Source organism: Lishizhenia sp. (assembly GCF_033720595.1).
Taxonomy (GTDB): Bacteria; Bacteroidota; Bacteroidia; order Flavobacteriales_D; family Crocinitomicaceae; genus Lishizhenia.
This window is the reverse complement of the sequence record NZ_JAWWCF010000025.1, coordinates 1-21,374: the sequence shown is the minus strand read 5'-3', so window position 1 is coordinate 21,374 and position 21,374 is coordinate 1. Positions and strand designations below refer to the sequence as shown.

At 36.6% G+C, this 21,374-nt stretch carries 21 protein-coding genes; 9 read left to right on the top strand and 12 right to left on the bottom strand.

Going from position 1 to position 21,374, the window contains the following annotated elements:
• Positions 1–320: hypothetical protein (locus tag R3333_RS03265; protein WP_318957173.1), on the bottom strand; the 320-nt coding region annotated here is incomplete at its 3' end.
• Between the two features lie 265 nt (positions 321–585).
• Here R3333_RS03265 and R3333_RS03260 point away from each other — a divergent pair.
• The gene (locus tag R3333_RS03260; protein WP_318957172.1) at positions 586–1,779 is read left to right on the top strand and encodes a porin; all 1,194 of its coding nucleotides are present in this window, start codon (positions 586–588) and stop codon (positions 1,777–1,779) included.
• A 66-nt stretch (positions 1,780–1,845) separates the two neighbouring features.
• Here the strand turns inward: R3333_RS03260 and R3333_RS03255 are convergent, their stop codons facing one another.
• The 3 genes from R3333_RS03255 to R3333_RS03245 are packed head-to-tail and all read right to left on the bottom strand — an operon-like array spanning position 1,846 to position 4,578.
• Complete coding sequence (locus R3333_RS03255) at positions 1,846–3,441, bottom strand: S41 family peptidase (RefSeq protein ID WP_318957171.1); 1,596 nt, start codon at positions 3,439–3,441, stop codon at positions 1,846–1,848.
• Positions 3,434–3,868, bottom strand: a complete 435-nt coding sequence (locus R3333_RS03250) for a dCMP deaminase family protein (RefSeq protein ID WP_318957170.1) — start codon at positions 3,866–3,868, stop codon at positions 3,434–3,436. The genes R3333_RS03255 and R3333_RS03250 overlap by 8 nt, the downstream gene beginning before the upstream one ends.
• Positions 3,869–3,888: 20 nt before the next feature.
• Entirely contained in the window at positions 3,889–4,578 is a 690-nt protein-coding gene (locus R3333_RS03245) for a response regulator transcription factor (RefSeq protein WP_318957168.1), read from the bottom strand.
• 101 nt (positions 4,579–4,679) lie between these two features.
• Here R3333_RS03245 and R3333_RS03240 point away from each other — a divergent pair, with 101 nt between their 5' ends.
• From R3333_RS03240 to R3333_RS03220, 5 genes are all read left to right on the top strand, one after another.
• Positions 4,680–6,362, top strand: coding sequence for a T9SS type A sorting domain-containing protein (locus R3333_RS03240; protein WP_318957167.1), 1,683 nt, complete (start codon positions 4,680–4,682; stop codon positions 6,360–6,362).
• Positions 6,363–6,495: 133 nt separating this feature from the next.
• Positions 6,496–7,482: a bifunctional phosphoglucose/phosphomannose isomerase gene (locus R3333_RS03235; RefSeq protein WP_318957166.1), complete on the top strand. Its 987-nt coding sequence runs from the start codon at positions 6,496–6,498 to the stop codon at positions 7,480–7,482.
• Positions 7,483–7,485: 3 nt separating this feature from the next.
• The gene (gene lipB / locus R3333_RS03230) at positions 7,486–8,205 is read left to right on the top strand and encodes a lipoyl(octanoyl) transferase LipB (RefSeq protein ID WP_318957165.1); all 720 of its coding nucleotides are present in this window, start codon (positions 7,486–7,488) and stop codon (positions 8,203–8,205) included.
• Positions 8,174–9,397: a serine hydrolase gene (locus R3333_RS03225; RefSeq protein WP_318957164.1), complete on the top strand. Its 1,224-nt coding sequence runs from the start codon at positions 8,174–8,176 to the stop codon at positions 9,395–9,397. Before lipB ends, R3333_RS03225 begins: the two co-directional genes overlap by 32 nt.
• Positions 9,394–9,807: a hypothetical protein gene (locus tag R3333_RS03220; RefSeq protein ID WP_318957163.1), complete on the top strand. Its 414-nt coding sequence runs from the start codon at positions 9,394–9,396 to the stop codon at positions 9,805–9,807. The genes R3333_RS03225 and R3333_RS03220 overlap by 4 nt, the downstream gene beginning before the upstream one ends.
• Here the strand turns inward: R3333_RS03220 and R3333_RS03215 are convergent.
• From R3333_RS03215 to R3333_RS03200, 4 genes are all read right to left on the bottom strand, one after another.
• Entirely contained in the window at positions 9,796–10,479 is a 684-nt protein-coding gene (locus tag R3333_RS03215) for a uroporphyrinogen-III synthase (protein WP_318957162.1), read from the bottom strand. The two genes, R3333_RS03220 and R3333_RS03215, sit on opposite strands and share 12 nt — an antisense overlap.
• Complete coding sequence (gene hemC, locus R3333_RS03210; RefSeq protein WP_318957161.1) at positions 10,472–11,362, bottom strand: hydroxymethylbilane synthase; 891 nt, start codon at positions 11,360–11,362, stop codon at positions 10,472–10,474. The genes R3333_RS03215 and hemC overlap by 8 nt, the downstream gene beginning before the upstream one ends.
• 9 nt (positions 11,363–11,371) lie before the next feature.
• Positions 11,372–12,595, bottom strand: coding sequence for a glutamyl-tRNA reductase (hemA, locus tag R3333_RS03205; protein ID WP_318957160.1), 1,224 nt, complete (start codon positions 12,593–12,595; stop codon positions 11,372–11,374).
• Positions 12,596–12,950: 355 nt separating this feature from the next.
• Positions 12,951–13,310 (bottom strand): hypothetical protein, encoded by a 360-nt coding sequence (locus tag R3333_RS03200; protein ID WP_318957158.1) that lies wholly within the window; start codon positions 13,308–13,310, stop codon positions 12,951–12,953.
• A gap of 185 nt (positions 13,311–13,495) precedes the next feature.
• On the opposite strand from R3333_RS03200, the gene R3333_RS03195 reads away from it, so the two are divergent.
• Together R3333_RS03195 and R3333_RS03190 are read left to right on the top strand one after the other, a co-directional pair.
• A complete protein-coding gene (locus R3333_RS03195) occupies positions 13,496–14,152 on the top strand; it encodes a LysE family translocator (protein WP_318957157.1) in 657 nt (218 codons plus the stop codon).
• 41 nt (positions 14,153–14,193) lie between these two features.
• Positions 14,194–15,903, top strand: coding sequence for a hypothetical protein (locus R3333_RS03190; RefSeq protein ID WP_318957156.1), 1,710 nt, complete (start codon positions 14,194–14,196; stop codon positions 15,901–15,903).
• Positions 15,904–15,969: 66 nt separating this feature from the next.
• On the opposite strand, the gene R3333_RS03185 is transcribed toward R3333_RS03190, so the two are convergent.
• Positions 15,970–16,317: a hypothetical protein gene (locus R3333_RS03185; RefSeq protein WP_318957155.1), complete on the bottom strand. Its 348-nt coding sequence runs from the start codon at positions 16,315–16,317 to the stop codon at positions 15,970–15,972.
• 215 nt (positions 16,318–16,532) lie between these two features.
• On the opposite strand from R3333_RS03185, the gene R3333_RS03180 reads away from it, so the two are divergent.
• A complete protein-coding gene (locus R3333_RS03180; protein ID WP_318957154.1) occupies positions 16,533–17,132 on the top strand; it encodes a superoxide dismutase in 600 nt (199 codons plus the stop codon).
• A gap of 317 nt (positions 17,133–17,449) precedes the next feature.
• Here R3333_RS03180 and glmS read toward each other — a convergent pair whose 3' ends face one another.
• From glmS to R3333_RS03165, 3 genes are all read right to left on the bottom strand, one after another.
• Positions 17,450–19,294, bottom strand: a complete 1,845-nt coding sequence (gene glmS / locus R3333_RS03175; protein ID WP_318957152.1) for a glutamine--fructose-6-phosphate transaminase (isomerizing) — start codon at positions 19,292–19,294, stop codon at positions 17,450–17,452.
• A 74-nt stretch (positions 19,295–19,368) separates the two neighbouring features.
• Positions 19,369–20,703 carry a DUF4270 family protein gene (locus R3333_RS03170; protein WP_318957150.1) on the bottom strand — a complete coding sequence of 445 codons (1,335 nt, stop codon included), beginning with the start codon at positions 20,701–20,703 and terminating at the stop codon, positions 19,369–19,371.
• A partial coding sequence (locus R3333_RS03165) for a glycogen/starch synthase (protein WP_318957148.1) occupies positions 20,703–21,374 on the bottom strand: 672 nt, incomplete at its 5' end. The genes R3333_RS03170 and R3333_RS03165, both read right to left, overlap by 1 nt.

The window sequence follows — 21,374 nt, the reverse complement described above, 5'->3', positions numbered from 1 at the left end:
ATGACCATCTTATCATCAGAAGTAGAGAAGTATTGACTCACCCATTTATCTTCTCCTTCTTTCTTATACTTAATCGCAACATATTGGTCAGAAGTTAAGACGTTATCACTTTTTAAAGTTGTGCTACCGATCTCTAAAGGATTGGTAGTTCTTTTATCCTTATAGTTTTTAAAACTAAAAGTTAGATTACTAAAAATCTCTTTGTTCTGTACACTAGAGTTTGCTACAATCGCTGAATCTACAATCGTAGTGTCATTTTGCACAGCGTATCCCATAAAGGAAACAAAGAACAAAGTAATTAGTAAAAATGTATTTTTCATCTTACGCAATTTATTTTGCTGCAAAATTATTCCAAATGAAATGACGGACATTCATTGCAGTGTTACCATTGTGTTAAGAAAACGCATGACATTTGAGAAGGACGCGAAATTGATCACGGTTAAAATAGATCTGAATCCCTTTATTTACAAGGGGTTTTAGCATGAAGCAAATATTAAGAGTGTGTTAAGAATGGTTTAACAATGTTAATCCTACATTAAAAACGCCGTAAATTTGCAGTGATTTTTAAAACCAAAAGATAAAGGAATGAGATCAGTATTACTTGTAGTTATAGCATTATTTAGCGCAACAGTTAGTGCGCAAGTAGAGGTAGGTGAATTTGGAAAAGGAATTAACATTACCGGAAAGAATGAAAGTTTTTCAATGAACTTAGGGTTCCGTTTTCAGACATTGATGACTACAGATTGGACAGTGAACAACGATGAATTAAACCAAATAGATGGGTTTAAGCCAAATTTATTAATTCGTCGTTCAAGAATTAAAATGAAAGGACACGTTTATTCTCCTAAACTAACGTACAAAGTAGAGTTAGCATTATCAGATAGAGATATTGCAGTAAGTGATTCTGAACCTTTGTTAGATACGCGTATTGTTTTAGATGCCGTATTTAAGTGGAACTTCTACAAAAACTTCTCGCTATGGGGTGGTCAAACGAAGTTACCAGGAAACAGAGAGCGTGTTATTTCTTCTGCAAACATGCAGTTAGTAGATCGTTCTATCTTAAACTCTAGATTTAACATCGACCGTGATTTGGGGTTGCAGTTCAGAAACCATAATACCATAGGTGGTGTAGTTGTAAAAGAAATTTTTGCAATTTCTAAAGGTGAAGGTCGAAATATGAGATCGGCAAACTTAGGTGGTTTGGAATACACAGGTAGAGTTGAGATTTTGCCATTTGGTAATTTTTCTTCTAAAGGAGATTATGTTGGTTCTGCTATCAAGAGAGAAAGTAAACCAAAATTAGCCTTTGGATTAACTTATGATTTGAATGAAAGAGCTGTAAGAGAAAGAGGGAACATGGGTAGCTTTATCCGCGACGCACAAAACAACTTCCATGGTAAAAATGTGTACACGGTTTTTGCAGACATGATGTTTAAATACCAAGGTTGGTCTGTAATGGCAGAATATGCGGATAGATGGACGAACGGAAACAATCCATTAGTGTATAACGGTGATATAGTGATTGGAAAGGTATTTACAGGTAGATCATTGAATGTACAAGCTGGTTACATGTTTAAAAACAACATTGAAATTGCAGCAAGATATGCAGGTATTGATACACCAGATGTTGTTAACGGAGACCAACAAGAATACAGATTAGGATTCTCTAAATTCTTTGTGGGACACAAATTAAAAGTGCAAACAGACTTAGGATACTTAGAAAAGAGAAGTGGAGACGATGGATTATCTTACCGTCTGCAATTTGAAATTCATTTCTAGTGAATAATTATATGCAAAGAAAAAGCCTCACTTATTGAAGTGAGGCTTTTTTTATGTGTTGTGTTTTTATTTTTCCAAAAATTCGAGTGCTTTTTGTACTTCTTTGTCCGTATCCGCACGCATCAATTGAGCAGCGTTATCTACCCAAATCTGATTGGCAATGTTCGCCTTAATTTCTCTTTGGATTAATACAGTAGATCGCTTTAATTCATTTTGATATGCTTCAATTTCATAATAATCAAGGGCATATTTTGTAAAGTTTTCTAACAGTGAAGGTGTAACTGTGAAGTTCTTTCTGAAACTGTATATGTCTTTATATTTCGACAGGCTTTCTTTATGTTGTTTTACATAGTCAAAGGCAAAGGCATTAAATACACCACCGTATTGCAATTTAGTATAGTAAAAAGATCCTCCCGTGGTATCAAGTGGAACAAAGATGTCTGGCATAATTCCACCACCTCCATAAACTACTTTTCCTCCGGGCGTGACGTACTTTAATGAGTCAACCATAAGTGTTGAATCTAGATGGTATAGTTCCCCATTCTGATAACGGTCGCGCTCATCCATCATGTATTCTTCGAATCCTTCAGTGTACGGACGTTGTATACTTCTTCCAGTTGGAGTGAAGTAACGTGCAACGGTAAGACGCAAGTTACTGCTGTCTTTTAAGAGCATGTCTTGTTGTACTAACCCTTTACCAAAAGAACGCCTTCCTATAATAGTACCTCTATCATTATCTTGAATAGCACCCGCCACAATTTCACTGGCCGATGCACTACTGCTGTTAATCAAGATAGCCAGTTCAATACCTTCCATTACTGGCGGGTTAGCAGCATATTCTGTATAATCGGGTTGACTCTTTCCTTTGGTACTTACTATAGGTAGTCCTTTTTCTAAAAACATATCAGAAATGTTAATGGCTGCAGACATCAATCCTCCTCCGTTAAAACGGAGGTCAACGATTAAATTCTCCATTTTTTTAGCCTTCAGTTCGAGTGCTGCTCTGTAGAATTCTTCTGTTGTTTTTTCGGAAAAGCTTTGTAATTGAATGTACCCTGTTTTGTCGGTCAACATGTAACTCGCCAGTACACTATTTACAGGTATACTACCTCTGGTAATGGTCAGGTCCAAAAGTTCATCATTGCGCAGTACTGTTACAGTAACTTCTGTATTTTCTAAACCTTTTAGCGCTTTCATTACTTTATCATTATTAATGGTAGAGTCCGATATGACTTCTCCATCAATTTTAATGATTTGATCTTGAGATTCTACTCCAGCTCTTTCACTTGGTGAGTTGGGTAGAACATTGGTAATACAAAGCGTATCCCTTATGATAGAAAATCTTACACCAATACCACCAAAATGACCTTGAATACTTTCGTTTAAACGGGCCAGGTCTCTGGCTGCGATGTAGTTGGAGTGAGGGTCAAGTTTGTGCAGCATATCACTGATAGCTTCTTCAAAAATATCTTCTTTGTCAATTGAATCTACATACTTCTTATCAAGAATGTAAAGTATGTCATTCAATTTTTGCGCGTTCGTATTTGCAGCTTCCGACTTTTTAAAAGGAGAAGTTTCTGTATTCAAGGTTGTCCCTAAGAATAAGCCTAAAGCAAGGGTGGCTCCAACGATTAAGGGAAGGGCAATTTTCATTTTATTCATCTTCTATGTCGGCGATTTGTGTTACATCTATTCCTGCATCCTCTAAAAATCTCAATCCAGAATCATCTTTGTAATCATTGATGAATACCAAGCGTTTAATCCCGGCCTGTAGAATTAATTTGGCACATTCTTTACAAGGAGAGAGGGTGAGGTATAGTGTACTGTTTTTAGCGTTGTTTGTTGATTTAGCAACTTTCAATATTGCATTTGCTTCTGCGTGTAACACGTACCAATGTGTGTTGTGGTCTTCATCTTCACAGCAGTTGTCGAATCCAGCAGGTGTACCATTGTAACCATCAGATATAATCATTTGATCTTTTACAATAATGGCACCCACTTGCTTGCGTTTACAATGAGACAATTTGGCCCAAGTGTTGGCCATGCGTAGGTAGGCTTTATCGTATCTTCTCTGTTTGGATGAATTCATAGTCTTCAAAAAGGTCAAAATTACTCAAGAATTAACTTATATCCTACCCCTCTAATGGATAGGAAGTGTTCGGGTGATTTTGGGTTGGTTTCGAAGAGTTTACGGAAACCGAGAATGTAATTATCTATTGTTCTGGGACTCGGAAATTGGTCTTCTCCCCATAGTCTATCTAGAATGGTGTCTCTGGGTATAACTTCTCCTTTTTTCTCATAGAAAAGTTTTAAGAGTTCCACTTCACGTTTCGATAATTTGGCAATGACTTCTTGGTCTTCCAATACCTCATAACTAATAAAGTTTATGGTTTTATTGGCGATGGTGAGTTGTTCGAGTTGTTCACCACCAGCAGGAGCATTGCGTTTAAGTAGAATTTGTACACGTAATAAAAGCTCTTCTAAATCGAAAGGTTTGGCCAAATAATCATCGGCACCTAATTTTAAACCTCTGATTTTGTCTTCTGTATTTCCTTTCGCCGAAACGAATAATAAAGGAATACTACTGGTTTTACGTATAGCTTCACATACCTCCCACCCCGAATGATGGGGAAGCATTACATCTAATATCACCAAATCATAGGATGCAATATTCTTCACTTCTTCTAAAGCTAAACTCCCAGTATCTACGTGGGTTACGGTGTAGTTTTCAAGCTCTAGATTCAAGATGACAGCATCTGCTATAGTTTGTTCGTCTTCTATTAAAAGTATATGACTCATTGTTATTTCGTGAGGGGAAAAGTCCTAAAATAACAAACAAATATAAAATTTGTAAATTTGCGTGACGTTTAAAAATAGTTAGGAAATCATAATAAATAGAAATGAAGAAAGCATTTTTGCCCCTTTTGTTCTCGCTTTTGTGTGGAGCATCACTTGCTCAAAAAAGCTTCGGTGGAACACCAGAAAGCTTTAACGCAACAGCTTACAAAGTATTAAAGAAAACAGACCTAGTAAGCCTAACAAAACCAAACATGTCAGAAGTAGTTGCGGAAGATCTTGAGGGAGACAAACGCAATTATCGAGTAGGAATCAACTTACCAGCAAATTTATCAATGGAAAATGCTGGGAATTGGTATGTTCAAGGAGATACCAGAATTTGGAAATTAAGAATTAAAGTTGAAGATGCGCAGGCATTAGGTTTGTACATGGACAACTACTACATTCCCGAAGGAGGAAAGTTGTTTGCATACAACAAGAATAAAGCACAAGTGATAGGTGCTTTTACTTCCGAAACACCTTCTTTGTTTGCCATGGAAATGATTCAGGGAGATGAAATTACGATTGAATATAATCAACCATTGTCGGTTACTGAAGAAGCAATTTTTACAATAGGAGAAGTAGTTTATTTCTACCGAGGAGTGGAAGATCGAATAGGAGTTTACAGAGAGTACGATTACATCCCTGCAAAAGCAGATGCTTGTCAGGTAAATGTGGCTTGTCCAGAAGGAGATAACCACCAAGATCAAATCAACTCTGTTATACAATATACTTTTTCTGCAGATGGAGGTAGTTTTGTATGTTCGGCTTCATTAATGGCAAATACAAGTTATGATTGTGCCCCATTAATCTTAACAGCTACACACTGTGGAGAGAAAACACAAACTTCTGACTTTGCACAGAACGTATGGTATTTCAACTATCAAAATCCAAATTGTGTACCTGGAGCAACGGCACCGTATCAAAAGCCATTGTTTACGGCAGTAGGAGCAATCTTTAGAGCCTCGTCGAAAAACACGTGGAACGTTTCGAACAGTAACCAAGTTTATGGAACTGATTTTACATTGTGTGAGTTAACATCTAACGACGTTTTGCCTTCTAATGCTTACTTCAATGGATGGGACGCTAGAGGACCAGGAGCAACAAATGGAGTTGGAATTCACCACCCTTCAGGGCATGATAAAAAGATTTCTACATTCAATAATAGTTTAACATCATCTACCTATAACGGTGGTTTAAGTGGAGCGCACTGGAGAGTTGTTTGGTCTGCTACGCAAAATGGACACGGAGTTACTGAAGGTGGTTCTTCAGGTTCGCCAATTTTCAATGAAGATGGTTTAGTAGTAGGAATTTTATCAGGGGGGTCTTCTTTTTGTACTGCAACAAGTAACGCCGATTTATATGGTAAACTAAGTGTTTCTTGGGATCCAACAGGAGCAGATTCTACAGGTCGTTTAATGGATTGGTTAGACCCAGAAAACACAGGGATTAAGAGAATTATAGGAATTGGAAATCCTTGTTCGGATTACCTTTCTACTCAGGTTGAAGAGGAAGCAGAACAAGTGAAATTATTCCCGAATCCATCTACAGGAATTTTCAACTTAACCAACTTGTCTGAAGGAGAAAAAACGATTGCAGTAAGAGATTTGAACGGAAGATTAGTGAAAGAATTGACAACGGATGCTACAAAAGTTCAGTTTGATTTATTCAATGAAACTTCTGGAGTATACATGATAACGATTGCAAGCGAAAAAGGAATTCAAACGATGAGGTTGATTAAATCTTAAAGGATTTCAACGATAATATAGAAAAGGGAAGTACTTGGCTTCCCTTTTTTTATGCAATAAATCGTGCAATATTTTAATAAAACTTTCGTAAGTATGTACTTTAATTATCTTTGTTCTCTACATGCAAATAAAAATGGATAAATTAATCGCTGAGTTTCCGAAGAACATCGATGATGCTCTGGAAACAGCCCGCAGCCTAGAGTTTAAATCTCTGCACAATAAAAATTTCACGAGTGTTGTTATTTGTGGAATGGGAGGATCTGGAATTGGTGGAAAATTAGTGGCGCAATTGGTGGCCGCTGAAGCCAATATTCCCATCTTAGCGAATCAAAATTATAATTTACCCGAATTCATCAACGAGACAACCTTGGTTATTGGTTCTTCTTATTCTGGATACACAGAGGAAACCCTAACGGCTGTAAAAGCAGCGAAGGATAAGGGAGCTACTATTGCGGCTGTTTGTTCAGGAGGTGAGTTATACGATTTTTGTAAGGCCAACAATTACGATGTTGTGAAGATGCCAGCAGGTAATCCACCTCGTAGCGCTTTGGCATTTTCATCTATCCATTTGTTAAACATGTTGTTTCAAGCAGGCGTAATTTCTGACTTGAAATTGAAAGAATTAGAAAACTGTAGAGAACACCTTAACAATCATATATTAGAAATTAAGGAAGAGGCTAAAAAGTTGGCAGAATTCATTCCAAATAAGGAATTGATTATGTATTCAACACCTGAATTTGAGCCTGTTGTAATTCGTGCACGTCAACAATACAATGAGAATGCAAAGATTTTGTGTTCGCACCATGTAGTTCCTGAAATGAACCACAATGAGTTAGTTGGATGGGGTGGTGGAGACGACCGTTACGGGGTTTTATTTATTGATTCTCCTTCAACGCTGGAACGCAATAAATTTAGAATGAACCTTTGTAAGGAAATCATTGCAAAGAAAACACCTCACGTATTTGTACTAGAGGCAAAAGGAGCCAATTTAATTGAAGAGGTAATGTACATCATTCATATTATCGATTGGTCTTCTATAATGCTTGCTGATATCTTTAACGTAGATCCAATAGAGATTGATGTAATCAACTACCTAAAAGGAGAACTTTCTAAAATATAAGTGATGAAACCAAGTGTTATTTTTAAGGAATTAGGGTTAATAGATTACAAGGAGGCTTGGGACTACCAAGAGGAATTGTTTAAGGTAGCTATCGACTTAAAAATTGCACAGCGTAAAGGTGAAACAGAAGAACAAACAAAAAATTACTTGTTATTCTGTGAGCACCCACATGTTTATACTTTAGGAAAATCGGGGAAGCAGGAAAATCTTTTGCTTAACGATGATCAGTTAGAGGAGAAAGAAGCAACTTACTACAAGATTAACAGAGGAGGAGATATTACGTATCACGGTCCTGGTCAATTAGTCGCGTATCCTATTTTCGATTTAGATTACTTCTTTACGGATATCCATAAATACATGCGCTTTTTAGAAGAAGCAGTTATACTTACACTTAAAGATTTCGGTATAGCATCGGGTAGAGTGGATGGTTTAACAGGAGTGTGGATAGATGGAGATAAACCTACTGCACGTAAGATTTGTGCCATGGGGGTGAAAAGTAGTCGTTGGGTGACCATGCACGGTATAGGTTTCAATGTGAATTCTAACCTCGATTATTTTAACAATATAGTTCCTTGTGGAATTGATGATAAAGCTGTAACTTCAATGCAACAGGAGTTAGGTAAGGCTGTAGATATGGATGAGGTAAAAGTTAAATTAGCAGCACATCTGGCTCAGCTATTTGACTATACATATGCCAACGAACAAGACCTTCCAAAAGCTTAAAGCCGCAGCAAAAAAAGCTTCATTTTTACTTTTATTTCTATTCATCGTAGGAAATCTTTTCATCCTTCTCTCGGGAAGATTCTATCTCTACAAGGGAATTTATTATACCTATCTGCACGGCAAAACAGGCCCAACACTCTATGATGAAAATGTATTCGCTAATCATATTATTGCCAACGACGATTTATTTATCGAAGACTTAAAGCTCTCTGGAAAGTATAATAGTTATCAATTTTCCAAAGAAGATGAAGACAGTTTGAGGGAAATCGAAACAGCTTCTTTTTTGGTATATGAGAATAACCAATTGGTCTTGGAAAGTTATTGGGATAATCATAACCGGCAACAGTTAGGCAACAGTTTTTCAGTCTCAAAAACCATTGTGGCCTTATTGATTGGAGCGGCTATTCAGGATGGATATATTGAAAGTATTGATGAACCTATTGCCCATTATTTACCTTTTATTGAAGAGGACAACGAAGTTCAAATAAAGCATTTACTATGGATGGCCAGTGGTTTGGATTGGTCAGAAAGTGGGAAAAATCCCTTAAGTAAAAATGCAGAAGCTTATTATTCGGGGAAGTTAGATAAGCTCATGGAATGTTCTCAATTTAATGAACCTCCAGGTATTCGTTTTGAATACAAAAGTGGAAATACACAACTCCTGGGGATGATATTGAAAAAAGCAACGGGAAAAACGGTAGCGAATTATGCACAGGAAAAGTTCTGGAAACAACTGGGGATGGAATCGGATGCGTTATGGAGTTTAGACCACAAAGAAGGTATGGAAAAATCTTTCTGTTGTTTATACGCCACCTCCCGCGATTTTTTAAAACTAGGAAAATTGATATTGAATAAAGGGAAATATAATGATGTTCAAATAGTTCCAGAAAACTTCATTATGCAAATGATGACAAACCCAGATGTAACCAATGATAATATGCCCAATTTAGCATATGGGATGCATTTATGGACCTTGAATGATGAGGTGAAGACTGTTTATGCCCGCGGTATTCTGGGTCAGTATATCATCATTCAACCGGAGAAAAATAGAGTAATTGTAAGAACGGGGTCAAAGCGTAGGGAGAAATATCAAATTGACAAAAAGGATACAAGTAATTACTATTTACACGATCATCCGAAAGACCTTTTTCTTTACCTTCGCCTCGCACAAGAAATTTGTGAAAAACAATGAAGGAAGAACTAAAAGGACCAAAAGTAGAAGGTATTTCAGTAGCCGTAGCATTTGAAACTGCTGAAACAGGAGATAGAATTTACAATGTGTATTTGTTGAATAGAACGAATGATACATTGGAGAATGTTTTGGTGAGTAGTAAAGGCTATGGAATGAATGCCATGACCAATGAAAAGATAGAAACTTCAGTGTTACGTCATAGTTTAGGTGATGTAAAAGCGCAAACTGCTCAGAAAATTGAACCAATTATGGAACAGGTGTTTGGTTTGAGCAATGAGTATTGGGTGAGTTACTGGATAGGTTCTAAAATGTACGATAAGAAATTCGTATTCTTGGCAGAAACCATCACGGAAAAAAATACAATAGACTTACCCTTGTTGGACTGTACTGGTGTTATGCTAGGAGAATAATTGAGGTCTCTTTTTAAGCTCAAAAACCAAAGAAGCTACGCTGCTTTCTTCTAATGTGAAAGAAGTTTGATAGCCAGAATTTTCTAAATATGATTTTGTAGTAGAACCCCATGCAATGATTTTTTGTGTGGGGTTTATTGTATGTTGTTTGAGGTAAGCTTCTACATTGCTTGGACTAGTAAATACAATGAAGTCTGGAGTCTCCTTTAACTGTACATGCTTTGTAAGCGTGTTGTAGACATGTACATTAAGAATTTGTTCTGCGCTTAGTTCCCTTTGCATGGATTGGTTACTACGCTGAGAGATTGGAAATAGTACACCAGCTCCTTTTACGAGATCTTTAAAGTGTTTTGCAACCGTATGTACTTCGCCACTTTTTTGTCCAACGAAATCACAACTTATTCCTTTTTGCGCAATATACTCGGCAGTTTTTCTACCTACGCAGGCTATTTTTTTACTGGAAAATATTTCTTCAGAACAACCTTTTAAGAAGTAGTCAAATGCACGGGGTGAACTAAAGAAAATCCATTCGAAATCTTTGTCTTGCGGTAGGATAAAATCTACCGCTTCAAAATGTATAAAGGATTGAACAATTACTTCTAAACCCAAATCACGAAGCTGAGTTGTTTCAGCTACTGTAAGATTCGATTTTGTAAGTAAGAGTTTATTCATTATCGTTTTGCAATTCTTCTACGATGAATTCGGCCATTCCCTCTAAATCATCTGCATCGAATTTAAACCAATCTGCACCTTCTTGCCAGTTATTGGTGTATGATACGTATACCTCTGTTGTATTTGGGCAGTAAACTCCAAGTGGAAGTTGACATCCACCTTCTAAAAGGTTCAGTACTTTACGTTCAACTCCAATTTTTTCTGCTACTTCTGCGTTGTTTAATTGAGATACGATGTTTTCAACGCGTGTATCACCTTCTCTAATTTGTAAGCCTAAAACTCCTTGTGCTGGAGCAGGAACAAACTCTGTTGGATCTAATTCAACAACTTTTAAATCATCTAAGTTGATTTGTAATCGAGAAACTCCTGCTTTGGCCAATAGAATAGCATCGTAGTTTCCGTCTTTCAACTTTTGAATACGTGTAGGTACGTTACCTCTTAAATCTTTGATTTCTAAATCTTCTCTTGAGCGAACTACTAAAGATTTTCTACGTGCAGAAGAAGTACCGATAACTGCGTCTTTTTTCAAAGACCATGTGTAGTTTTCATCAACGGCATCTGGGTTAATCAATAATAATTCTGCCGGATCTTCTCGATCTGATACTGCAGCAATTTTTAATCCTGCCGGAGGATTTGTTTCCAAATCCTTGTGTGAGTGAACAGCTAAATCAACTGTTCCATCCAACAATTCTTTTTCAATTTCTTTGGTAAAGAATCCTTTTCCCTCAAGCTTATCAAAGCTCAAGTTTTGGATCATATCTCCCTGTGTTTTAATTATCTTGATTTCAACTTCGCAGTTTAACTTCTCAAGTTCAGATTTTACAAAATTGGCTTGCCATAATGCTAAATCACTTCCGCGAGATCCGATAATTATTTTTTCCATGGGAGTCTATTAAGATTTTAAGAGTATTTCTTTGGCCATTTTCATTGGAACAGAGATGTATTTCTTTTCCATGTAAGCCAGTATTTTTTCTACTGTTTCTCTAGAATCGTCATCCAAGGCACTCATTTCCTCGGCAAAAACGTGTTCTAAAGCGGTAGATTTAATCTCCTTCATTTTTTGAGGAACTTGACGCATAGCGATTTCTACATTTCGCTGTTTGTAGGCTTCTTTATAGTTGAACAATGCTTCTTGAATGATTTCTTCAACATGTTCTACTTCTTTGGCGCGTTCCTGAAGGTTTTTATTTGATATTTCCTGAAGATAGTCCACAGAGATGTGGTCTACAGGGTACATGTTTTTAATTTCTGGCGATAAGTCATGTGGTATAGCAATATCGATTACTATCTTCTTGTCTTGATCAGTACCTACTAAATTCGTGTAAATTTCAGGAGAGATTAAATGATTGTCTGATCCTGTACAGGTAATCAAAACATCAAATCCTCCTTTGAAATTTTTCAATTCTGTTAGGGGTAAAGCTGTACCATTTAAATCATCAGCTAGCTTTTCTGCTTTAGAAAGCGTTCGGTTAAACACTGTAAAGTTTTTAAAACCGTGCTTTTTTAAGAATTTGCTCATGTTGGTATTGGTAACCCCAGCACCAACAATAACCACACGTGCATCCAAAGGCACACGCTTGTTTTTCAAAGTATGGTAGGCTAAAGAAACCACACTTACTGGTTTAGTAGCGATACTTGTTTCAGTATAAACACGCTTGGCAGTTTCTATGGTGAAACGCATCACCAAACGTATGGTGTCTCCTGTTAAACCAAAAGCCTTACAATCTTCAAAAGACTTTCTAACTTGCGTTATAATTTCACGTTCTCCAACAATCATAGAATCGATAGAAGATGCGACACTTAAAAGGTGGTTTACCGCGCCCAAAGCTTCGTATTGCTCATTGTTTGTTGTAAAACAATGAATCACTTCCTCGTCTAAGTGCGGGTAAAGTGTTGCAAAGAAATTATGGATGAACTTGGTATCAACAACCTGATCTGTTGTGAAAATGAATTCTACTCGGTTACAAGTAGATAAGAACATTAATTCGTCTAATTGAAGGGCAGATTTAAACGCGCTCAACACTTCCTTTTGCTTGTCTAGTTCTATGTGTAGACGGCCAATCTCACTCACGTTAAGATTGCGATGTGTAAATGCGAGTATGTGTAATCTTTCCACTGAATTAATAGCTATTCTTACGACTGCAAATATGCGAGTTTTCTAGGTTTCTTATGTCATAGTAGTGTCAGAATCCTACTATTTAGAACATTTCTATTTTGGTGACAAAAAACAAAAATTCCTTTTTTTTAAGGAAAAATGTATTTGAGAATATCTGAGAAATTATCTAAATAAAAAATCACTATTTCCTTCTGACTTCTAAATTGATAAGGATTTCCAAACAGAGGATAAACATAAGATTACTCGGAAGGTTCTTATGATTTAAGGTCTAAAAAACGCTTTGTGAAGGTAAAGGAGTAAACATAAAAAAAGCTCCGTCATATGAGGGAGCTTTTCAATTTTATGCTTGAAGATTTTAGTACAACTCTTCTTTCAAAGCTGTTCTGTAATCTTTAATTTCTTCTCTGTTGATCTTGTGATCAGCCTTACGCAATAAAGAAAGTAAGTACAACAAGTTTTCTTTGTCTTCGATTTCTAATGGGTATTCACCTCCATCTTCATCTTCTTCGTACTGCGCTTTAACATCGTAAGCTTCGTTTTCAGTAAGGTATTCGTAAGTCAAACGAATTACTTTAGTTACTAGTGGATCTTGTTCTTTAAGAGCGTATTCTCTTAATTCCTTTAATTCCTCAATCAATCCTTCAGCTAAAATTCCTTCAGCTTCAACCTTAGTGATGATTTTCTCTAATAACTTATTTGCCGCGCCTAATTTCATTATTCAAAATATTTACCGCAAATGTAATATCTTACTTTGAAAACTGAGGTAAAAACATCAGGATTTTATTCGATGAAGCTGAACTTCTGTTCATTCACCATAGATTGTTCAGATTTAGTGTGCATAAAGCGGTATTGGTTGAGGTGGATTGCTATTTTTGTAATAAATAGCGATACCAGAAAGTTTTGAGTGGTTTAATCATAAAAGGAATAGTAACGGGGTTGATCTTAAGCATCATGCTGGGGCCTGCATTTTTTCTCTTGATAGAAACAAGTATACGAAAGGGTGTAAAGGCTGCATTGAGCTTTGATGCAGGGGTTTTGGTGAGCGATATTATTTATATCGTCATCGTATACGCACTATACCAAGAAGTTTCTGGTTTTGCTGATGGTGAGAACAACGCCGTTATAAAGCTGATTGGTGGAATTGTTTTTCTCGGCTTTGGGGTAGTGTTATTCCTTAAAAAAGTGAAAACCCAAAAGTCAGATACTTCTGGTAAAATGGTGCATGACTCGAAAGATTATATCATGTTATTTACAAAAGGTTTGGTGTTAAACATGGCCAATCCACTCGTAATATTTTATTGGTTTTCTGTATTGGCATTCGGTGGAGAAGGTAACAACAAAGTTTCGCTTGAAGCATTAGACGTTTTTATCTATGTTGCCGTGATATTATTGACATTCTTTAGTATAGATGTTTTAAAGATATTGGGGGCTAAACAATTAAGGCCTTTCATCACCAACGCTGTTTTAAGATCTCTAAACAGAATTACAGGAACTATATTATTTGCTTTCGGAATCTTTTTGGTGGTTCAAAGCTGTTATTTAATCATGTTCAAGTAACCAATTATATTATTCGAACTTATTTTTATAAATAGATATCTATGTTAAGACTGATTTTGTTGAGTACACTTTTTATTTCTACCCTAAGTTTTGGACAGAAAGTAAAACGTGAAGAATTATCCAAAAAGGAATACAATTTCTACGATTACAATAAAAGTAAATTGGAAAGTGAAGGGTATTACTATGTATGGCAAAATAAGCAAAAGAGTATTACAGGCCTTAAGCACGGTCAGTGGAAGTATTACGACAAAAAAGGAAGTTTAGTAGAGGTTAGAAATTACTACAAGAATAATCTTCATGGTGTTGTAACCACATATTACCCGAATGGTAAAAAGGAGAGTCAAGGTTACTTTAAAAATGGGGTTCAAGATAGTGTGTACATGTCTTGGAATGAAATGGGTAATCTAGAAGAAAGAGGTCATTTTAAAGAAGGAGTTGCCGTTGGGAAATGGGAATATTTTTACAGAGACGGAAGAGAGAAATTAGTAGAAATAATTGAGAACGATCAGAGCAAGGTTGTGAGTTTCTGGTTGCCTGATGAGAAGCATACACAAACTGTGGTTAATGGTACAGGGCAAATGGAGACCTTCTATACCAATGCAAATCTTAAATCAAGATATAACTACAAGGATGGTTTAAAGGATGGGCCTTTCGTGGAAGCAGCTGTTTACGGTTATATCGTTGTAAAAGGAAGTTTTAAGTCTGACAAGAAAGATGGAGAGTGGAAGTACTTTTACATAACGGGAGATTTGGAGAAGATAGTGCACTATAAAGAAGGTGAATTACATGGAGACTATCGTTACTATTTTGATTCAGATACTTTGCAAGTAAAAGGCCAGTACGAGCATGGAATGAAAGAGGGTACTTGGCAATGGTTTACCAACCAAGGAGTAATGGATATGGGGGGTGATTTTAAAAATAACCTTCAACACGGAGATTGGATCTATAACTACCCAACGGGAGAGTTGGCGTATAACGCATATTACGAAGATGGGGAGAAAGAAGGAGAGTGGAAATACTTCTACAAAGACGGTAGTAAGTTTAAAATAGGTCACTTTAAGGATAATGAGAAACATGGGTCTTGGCAAACATGGTATGAGAATGGAAACCTTTTAATGGAGGGTGAATATGTTGAAGGCAAAGAAGAAGGTATTTGGAAGAATTATTGGGAAAATGGACGCTTAAAAAATGAAGCAGAATTTGTCAATGGTCAGTTAAACGGAAGTTGGAAGTCGTATTATGAGAATGGTAAACCTTTATCTGAAGGATTTTATGCTGATAATTTAAAGACGGGAGAATGGAAGAGTTATTTTGATAATGGAAGGTTGAAAGACGTTGGGAATTACAAGATAATCGAAGAGAAGTCAGCTTCGCGTGTGGGACCTTTAAAAGGTAAAGTGAATCGCATTAGCGTTAAAGATGGTGAATGGTTATCTTATTCACAGAAAGACTATAAATTGACGATTTCTGGGTCATATAAGAAGGGGGAGAAGCACGGAGAGTGGATTGCTTATTATCCAGGAGGAAGAACGCCTGCTAACTTGTCAACGTATAAAAATGGAAAGCTCGATGGTAAAATGGTTGAGTATACGCGTAGAGGTGGTAAGATTAAATCAGAGGCCAACTACAAGAATGGTAAGCGCGACGGATTTGTAATCATTTACGATAAGCGTGGAAAGGTTGCTAGTAAGATAGAATACAAAGATGGTGTACGTGTAGTGAAGAAGGAAAGCTTTAGTCCACCGCGATAGAAAATAGTAGACACAAAAAAAACCGAATGAATTTCATTCGGTTTTTTTATATTCTAAAAGAAATTATTACATGTGCTTCTCAGCAGCTTTAACTTCATTCTTAACCGCGTCGTGTGCATCACCTGCAGCTTCTTTAACATCGTTTACTGTTTCTTCAGCAGCGTCAGCAGCAGCTTCAACTCCTTCTTCAACCTCTTCAACAACTGTGTTACCAGCTTCTTCAGCGTTCTCAGCAGTTTCTTCAGCCATCTCCTCAGTTTCTTCAGCCATTTCTTCAGCAGCGTCAGCAGTTTCGTTAGCAGCTTCAGTCATTTCTTGTTCAACTTCGTTAGCAGCTTCTTCAGCGTTACCACCACAAGAAGTCATCATCATTGATACAGCAGCTACAGCTACTAATGTGAATACTTTTTTCATTTTGTTTTTGTTTACATATTAATACTAGAGCAAAAATAAAAGAATTTTTGGATTTTAGAAGTTGGCCTAAAATTATTATGGTCAAAACTTAATATTTCCAAGGTTTGGTTGAGTTTTCGTTTAAACTATTCGTCTAAAAAGTTTTTAATGGCTATTTTTGAATGTATCCCGATCGTCGGGAATTTAAAGAAGAATAACGATAAAAAATAAGAAAAATGGCGTTTGAATTACCAGCATTAAATTATGCACACGATGCATTGGAACCACATATCGATGCAAGAACTATGGAGATCCACCATGGTAAACACCATGCAGGATACACAGCTAAATTAAATGCTGCAATTGAAGGAACTGATTTAGAAGGAAAATCAATCGAAGAAATTTTACAAAACTGTGAAGGAAATAATGCAGTAAGAAACAACGGTGGAGGATATTACAACCACTGCTTGTTTTGGGAAGTTATGTCACCAAACGGAGGTGGAACACCTTCTGGAGATTTAGGGGCTGCTATTGACGCTGCATTTGGATCGTTTGAGGCATTCAAAGATACTTTCAGCAATGCTGCTGCAACACAATTCGGTTCAGGATGGGCATGGTTATGTGTTAAAGACGGTAAATTAGAGGTGTGTTCAACTCCAAACCAAGATAACCCAGTTATGGGACACGGTTGTGGTGGAACACCTATCTTAGGAATAGACGTATGGGAGCATGCATACTACTTGCATTACCAAAACAGAAGACCTGATTACATCAATGCATTTTTTAATGTAGTAAACTGGGAAGAAGTTTCAAGAAGATTTGATGCTGCAAAGTAATCGGAACATATTTTCCAAAAAGATTAAAACCTCTTCTTACTAATAAGAAGAGGTTTTTTAATTTCATAAAACTACCCTTTATAAGTAATAGTTTTAAAAATAAGCTCTGAACGCTGCTATAGAAACTGTTGTTATATCTATGGTAGAAGCTTCGTCCAGTTGCCTGCAAGGAAAATAAAACCAAAATGCGAATTGAAAACTATTCTAATATCACATTCAGTATAAAGAACGGGAGATGTTGATAAAGGGTTGGGGATTTGTTAAAAAAAAAGCCCTGGTACATTTACCAAGGCTTTATATTGATGAATAAGATTGTATTATTCTACTGTAACTGACTTCGCTAAGTTCCTAGGTTGGTCTACGTTACACCCTCTCATTACCGCTACGTGGTAGCTTAATAATTGAAGAGGAATTGTTGCCAATAAAGGAACTAAATTTTCATCTGTATCTGGAATTTCGATCACATGATCAGCCATTGCCTTCACTTGTGTGTCTCCTTCTGTTACAATTGCAATAATTTTACCTTTTCTAGCTTTTACTTCCTGAATGTTACTTACTACCTTCTCGTATGATGTTCCTTTAGTAGCAATTACAAATACAGGCATTTCTTCGTCAATCAAAGCAATTGGTCCGTGCTTCATTTCTGCTGCAGGGTATCCTTCTGCATGGATGTAAGAAATTTCTTTCAATTTCAATGCACCTTCTAAAGCAACCGGGAATGAACTTCCTCTTCCTAAGTATAAAGCGTTGTTTGCATTCTGATAAACGTCAGAGATGTGCTCTATTAAGCTGTTTTGTTCAAGTACCGTGCTTACTTTTGATGGAATTTGTTCCAACTCCGTAAGAATGGTTCTAAACGCAGATTCGCTCATTGTAGCTCTCTCCTTAGCAATGTACAATGCCATTAGCGTAAGTACTGTTACTTGAGCTGTAAATGCTTTTGTAGAAGCTACCCCAATTTCTGGTCCTGCGTGCGTGTAAGAACCCGCATCAGTAACTCTAGAGATAGAAGAACCTACAACGTTACAAATACCTAAGGTAGTTGCACCTTTCTTTTTTGCAATATCTAAAGCTGCTAAGGTATCAGCAGTTTCACCTGATTGAGAAATTGCGATAACGATATCGTCTTCATTGATGATAGGGTTTCTGTATCTAAATTCAGAGGCGTATTCTACTTCAACTGGAATTCTTGCTAAATCTTCGAATAAGTATTCTCCAACTAGAGCAGCGTGCCAAGATGTACCACATGCTACGAAAATGATTCGTTTTGCTTTTCCAATTTTTTCGATGTGATCTTTAATTCCACCAAGTTGTACCCAACCTTCTTTGGCATTTAAACGACCTCTAAAACAATCCTGAATAGATCTTGGTTGCTCGTGGATTTCTTTTAACATGAAATGCTCGTATCCACCTTTTTCTAATTCCTCTAAGTGTAATTCTAATTCTTGGATGTACGGTGTTTTCTCCTTGTTGGCAATATCCACCAATTTCATACCTGAATCCAAATCTAAAATAGCGATTTCCTCATCGTCCATGTATACAACATTTTTCGTGTATTCAACGATAGGAGTAGCATCAGATGCTAAATAGTAATCACCTTCTTTTCCAATACCAATTACTAAAGGACTACTTTTTCTCGCAGCAATTAATTGGCGTGGGTTATTTTTATCCATGACAACAATAGCGTAGGCACCAACAACGTAAGTTAGTGTTACACGTACCGCTTCAGGTAAACTTAAAGATTGGTTTTTTTGAATTTCTTCAATTAAATGAACCAAAACTTCAGTATCCGTTTCACTTTTGAAAACGTGACCTCTTGATTCTAGCTCAGTTTTTAAGCTTTCGTAATTTTCTATAATTCCGTTGTGAATCAACGCAATTTGACCGTCTCCAGAAAGGTGTGGGTGAGCATTAACGTCATTTGGTTCACCATGCGTAGCCCATCTCGTGTGACCTATTCCAATGTGACCAGATTTATCCTTCTCCTCAGCAAACTCTTCTAAATTGCTTACTTTTCCTTGTTTCTTATAAAGATTGATTTGATCTTTATTTAAAAGTGCAACACCTGCACTGTCATACCCACGGTATTCAAGTCTTTTTAATCCTTTTACTACAATTGGATAAGCTTCTTTGGCTCCGATGTAGGCAACGATTCCGCACATAGTCTTTCGTATTTCTGTTTATAATTCGGCACGACAAAAATAATGCTTTAAGTCGTACGTAGCGTCGTGTTTTGCTAATTATCTGTTAATAGAATATTTAGCGTTGGCTTTTTCTTATTTGTTGTATTGGGTCCGTTAAAAATGATTCGTTCGGCTCTTGTGTTAAAGAAACTCGAAGAAATCAATAAACCGTTATTCTCTATTTCTCCAGAAATGATTTTCTGAACGTACAATCTTAAGTTAATACTGTAAGATTTAGTGATGTCATTATACTTTACTTCACGAGCTATTAAAGCTAAATCTTCGGTATCGTTAATACCCAAATTAGCCAATAGGGTAATATCCAAACTTGGACTATACGGATCGCTTGTGAAGTAAGATACGGGGAGGTTTAAGATGGCCTCTTGAACAACAGCTCCATAAGGAATATCACTCAATGAAGGAATATCAATTTTTGCCCTTGTTGTAAAAGGCTGAGTATAATATTCAATTAAACCAGCACTTGGGTTGTCAATAACATTCTCAACATTTGTACCGGTGTGATCGTAGTCAAAGTGATTAAAATCTATTTCATCAGATGAAATGAGCATCGTGTATGAAAATTGTTCATAAGCACCGTTTACCATTTCTCTGTAGTAAATCGTAATCAAAGAAGCTGCATCTGTATTTGAGAAATACAATACCCCACCTTCATCTAGTGTTTGTGTAGTGTTATTGGTTCTTACATAAAAACCTTTCAAGTAATCTTTAAAGTTTTCAGATGAAGCAAAAGAATTTCCTGTTTTTGCCTCATTGATAAGGTCTCTTGCAAAATTCGTATCCATTTGTACGCGAAGCTGCGGAACAACAGTATCACCGTCAACTACAGATTGTGTGTTTGGAGTAGGTGTGAATGTTCCAGTATTCGGTGCAACCAAATTTGTAGGATCGTAATTCAATGAATTGAAAGAATAGTAGGTTTCGCCGTCTTCCAAATCCATATCTTCAGTTACCTGATAGATCTCAACTGTTTGTTCATCTAAGTTTCCGTAATAGCCATCGTAAACCATAGAAAAAACCATGGAGTCTATTTTTATATCATCTCCAAAAACAGGCTCGATATTAGAAATATCGACTTGAGTATAAAAAGATGCGTCCACAGATCCGAAAACGGGATCGATGTAACTTCCAAGTAAGTTAAACCTGGGGTTTAAAGCGGGAACTGAATCTTCGCTCACGCTTGAGGTGATAATTGAAAATGTGTCAATACCACTTGTACTTAATGTAGTCCCATCCGGTAATACATTTGATCCAAGAAAGTTGTCCTTTTTCTTACAGGCTACGGCAAATACACCTAGACATAAAAAAGTAGCGAGAAGTAGTTTTACTTCTCGCCACGATTTATAAGTTGAAATGTTTGTTTTCTTCATTATATCAATACTTCTTCTTCTATAACTTTGTCAAAGAATTCTGATACAGATTTTGCTTGTATTTCTTCTGGTTGGTACTCTAATTTGTGGCAGTTAGCATTTTCATATGCCTCTGTTAAATCTCCACTCAATGTTTCACTTCCTAATACAACTCCGTCAGAATATTCGATGGCTGCTTTGTTCAAACTATTGAAGTCACCCGTTTTGATTTTCTCAACAACGTCGTCTCCAAAGCCTTCAAATTTAAGTTTTTCTTCGAATCTGTCATCCCAATTTTTGTTAAACTCATTGTCGTATAAAGAGTAAACAACTTTAGCATCAGCAAAGTGAGGATCGTTCGCGTATACATCCTTGATGTACATTGGCATTAATGATGTCATCCATCCGTGACAGTGAATCACATCTGGTTTCCAACCTAACTTTTTAACGGTTTCCAAAACTCCTCTACAAAAGAACATAGAACGCTCATCATTATCTTCGTGATACTCGTCTTTGTCGTTTGTGAAAACAGATTTTCTTTTGAAATATTCTTCGTTGTCTATAAAGTACACCTGCATTCTTGCAGTTGGTATAGACGCTACTTTAATAATTAACGGGTGATCCTGATCGTCAATGATTAAGTTCATTCCTGATAAACGAATAACTTCGTGTAACTGGTGTCTTCTCTCATT